The organism is Pseudomonadota bacterium (assembly GCA_022361155.1).
GTDB lineage: Bacteria > Myxococcota_A > Polyangia > Polyangiales > JAKSBK01 > JAKSBK01.
The window spans coordinates 1-3,571 of the sequence record JAKSBK010000512.1; the positions used below are offsets into that span (position 1 = coordinate 1).

General features: G+C 62.3%; 3 protein-coding genes. 1 reads left to right on the forward strand and 2 read right to left on the reverse strand.

From position 1 onward, the window contains the following. Nucleotides 1-313 (reverse strand): hypothetical protein (locus MJD61_19055; protein ID MCG8557362.1); only part of this gene is annotated, 313 nt, incomplete at its 3' end. Nucleotides 314-487: 174 nt separating this feature from the next. Between MJD61_19055 and MJD61_19060 the strand changes: the two genes are divergently transcribed. Further along, nucleotides 488-1,969: an SBBP repeat-containing protein gene (locus MJD61_19060; GenBank protein MCG8557363.1), complete on the forward strand. Its 1,482-nt coding sequence runs from the start codon at nucleotides 488-490 to the stop codon at nucleotides 1,967-1,969. A 686-nt stretch (nucleotides 1,970-2,655) separates the two neighbouring features. Here the strand turns inward: MJD61_19060 and MJD61_19065 are convergent. Continuing rightward, a partial coding sequence (locus tag MJD61_19065; GenBank protein ID MCG8557364.1) for a hypothetical protein occupies nucleotides 2,656-3,571 on the reverse strand: 916 nt, incomplete at its 5' end.

Below are 3,571 nucleotides of genomic sequence, written 5' to 3' on the forward strand. Positions count from 1 at the left end.
CGAGGCTTGTGCCATCCTCGCGCGATGCAGTACGACGCGGCTCGGGCACTACCCGTAGCTTGATGGAAGTGCACGGGACCGCTGGAAAGCTCCAACGGCCTGCGGCTGCCCGGACAGCTTCGATGAACTCCGTCGCGGTCACACCCGCCGGCAGCTGTCCCGTCGCCACGTGGATAGGAATCTCGGTGTCCAACCAGCGTCGCTTCCGGGGCTCTTGACCGATCGCTGCCGTCGACGCCGCGACACTGCACGCGACGGCCAAGGTGAGCGTCACCCAGGCTAGGCGCCGGTCGATATGAAGGCAACCGTTCAAGTTGCAGTTACCTCTTACAGCAAGGGTGTGGGGATGCCCAGAACGCGGGACTGACAGAGGCACCATCGGTTGTGGGGCCGGCCCGGATGTGACGCCCTGTGAGGCTTGGTGTCGTGCATCATGTGGGCTCCCGCCAGATTGCTTCGTCAACTCAGCGATGGCATGCTGGCAAGCATGATGGGGCGAGGGAGCCTGTCGATGGTAGCGTTCCTCGCGCTTGCGGGGTGCGGCCTCAAGTCGAGTAGCGCGGGTGGCGTCGGGGCGGGCGACCCAGGAGGCCCGGCGAGCGGAGGCGGCGGCGCGGCAGGGACGGGAGGCACGTCAGGCGCTATTGGCGGCACGGCGGGGATGGCAGGCCTAGGCGGCGCGGGTGTAGTCGGCGGGCCGTGGAGCAAGCGCTTCGGGAGTACGGGTCGCGATGTGGGCATCGACGTGGCGGTGGACCCTGCGGGCAACATCGTACTTACGGGGTATTTCACTGGCACGGTGGACTTTGGAGGTGGCGACCTCACGGGGCCAGGCAGGAGCATTTTTGTGGCGAAGTTCGCTCCGGCCGGCACCCATCTTTGGAGCAAGCGTTTCGGAGGTACGGGTGAGACCGACTACGGCGGGAGCGTTGCCACGGACGCTGCAGGCAATGTCCTGGTTACCGGGGCGTTCGGAACCAGCGTCGATTTTGGGGGCGGGAGGCTCACGAGCGCCGGAGATCGGGATGTCTTCGTCGCCAAATTTTCTCCGGATGGCGGCCACCTGTGGAGCAAGCGTTTTGGAAGCACGCTGGGCGACCTGGGCTGGGGGATCGCAGCCGACGGTGCGGGGAACGTCATAGTCAGCGGGTATTTCACGGGTACCGCAGATTTCGGTGGCGGGAACGTGACAAGCGCAGGCGGGAACGACATCTTTGTCGCCAAGTTTGCGCCTAACGGCGAGCACTTGTGGAGCCGAGGTTTCGGGAGCGCCGCGCACGACGCGAGCTGGGATGTGGTAGCGGATGGTGCAGGCAATGTTGTGCTTACAGGCGATGTGGCCGGCATGGCAGATTTCGGAGGTGGTGTACTCACCCCCGCAGGTAAGAGCGACATCTTCGTGGCCAAGTTCTCTCCTTCCGGCAGCTACTTATGGAGTAAACTCTTTGGGGGTGCCAACTTCGACTTTGGTTGGGGGCTCGCAACGGACCTCGGAGGCAGCGTTGTACTCACAGGGGCGTTCTCTGAGGCCGTGGATTTCGGAGGGGGTGGCCTTCTCAGCGCAGGAGACCGTGACACGTTCGTTGCGAAGTTTGCCTCTGACGGTAGCCACCTTTGGAGCAAGCCCTTTGGGGGCGTAGGTCCAGATCGTGGGAACGCTCTAGCAACGGACAGTGCGGGGAGTATCCTATTCACAGGGTACTTCAGCGAGGCAGTGGATTTTGGAGGCGGGGTTCTCACGAGTGCGGGCGCTGAAGACCTCTTCGTCGTCAGATTTGCCGCGGACGGCAGCCATCAGTGGAGCGCGCGCATCGGTGGGATTGGTGGCGACCAAGGCTGGAGTATAACCGCAGACGTCGCCGGTAGCGCCTTGTTCACGGGGCATTTTAGCAATGCGGTAGATTCTGGAGGCGGCACTCTAGTGAGTGCTGGGGAACGCGACGTTTTCGTTGCCCGAACGGGCCCGTAGCGTCGGGGTCAGCGACCGTCCCTCAGTCATCGTCAATTACGCTAAGCGATCTTTCGAAAAGGATAGCGAACTGGTTGAGCGCTTTGGCTCAGTCTCCATGCCGCCCTCCCCAGATTGATTTTAATTCAGGGCGGCTTCGTCGTTGGGCATTTAGGGAGATTCAGAATTGATGCGCTGTGCGGTGATGTCCCATTCGAAGCACCGGTAGGAGAAGCCGCCACAGACCGACTCTTCCACGACTCGATAGGTTAGGCCATTGGCAACGGTCGTCGTGCGGTCAATGGTTCCATCCTGAGGCTGGCCCCTCCATGAGGTTGGACATCCAGCCAGATCGGTACCGCCGCAACTCAGCACTACAAGACCGATCTGGCACCAGCTGAGGGGCGGTCGGAGTTGCTCTGGCGGCGTTACATCGAATATCCTGTTCGGTCCCCGGCAATCTGGGTTTGGAGCACCTACCGTGAGCACGAACGAATCGCCCGGCCTGAAATCAATCAACGGACTCACAGAGGCCTCAAAGCAGGTCCGAGCCCCCGATACGAACGTGATGAGAAACTGTTCGCCACCATCTAGTCCCCAATCGATACAAGGTCGGCCCCAGCAGCCAGCACCGATGCCAAGAGACAGCAACCCCACCATCGCCAACGCTAGAAACCGGCGCTGCTCCCCGCCGTGCATATCGACGATCACAGCGGACCGCAGAATTCGATGTCAGTTACGACGCTGAGAACGGTGTGGGTCGCGGAGCTGCCTCCTGTTGGGGGACGAATGCGCACCCGTAATTGATCATCGGGCGCCGTCGGGAGCGTGGAAGTCGGCAGGATGTCCGCGACGTTGAAGCTGCAACCGATCGCGCCGAAGACGCCGGAGCCCACCCTACTGTTCAGGGTTTGCCAGCCTCCCGAGCCGTCCGGGCGCATGATGTCGTAGCCGATCGTGGTGGCGAGGCACGTGGCTTCGTCGAGCGAACCGGTTTCCGTCGCGTCCGCCGAGATCTCGAGTTGCTGCTTGCCGGCGATCGCGTCAAGATTCTGGAGTTCGATCCAGACGTCCGGACAGACAAGCTGGTCGGGCTGGCTGGCATCGGAGCGAAAGCTGCGGGCCGCAGGACACTTATCATTCAAAGGCGTTACATCCAGCTCTCGATCCGCAGGGCACCACACACAAGCGTTGTTGGAACAGTCACCGCCCTGCCCAAGAGGACATCCTTCACACATGTTGTTTCCTGTGGAACTGAGGATCTGACCTGGAGGACAGCATTCGCAGGTGTCCGTGGCGTGATTGGCTCGTAGGTTGAAGGGGCAGTCTACACAGATTCGGCCCTGCGCGACCTGCCTTGGAAGGCATTCGTTGCAAAGGAACTGGTCTGTCGTCCCGGCAACAGTGTGCTGCGGGGGGTCGCCGATGGCGTGGTGCGCCGCGCACGGGTCGCACGAGCTCGCCATGTTGAGATCAGGGTCCGGTACCGGCTCGCCAAGCACTTCCTCGATCTTGAAACGCTCGCCGCTCACGAGCGGCCCGTCCCAGTCCACACCTAGCAGGCAGGCTTCCCAACGCCGGACTCGATCCGCCGGAGTCGCGATGATGTTAGGCTGACCGGCC

Bases quoted from the DNA above. Each gene is read 5' to 3' on its own strand.
- MJD61_19060 (MCG8557363.1), top strand. From the start codon at position 488: ATGATGGGGCGAGGGAGCCTGTCGATGGTAGCGTTCCTCGCGCTTGCG.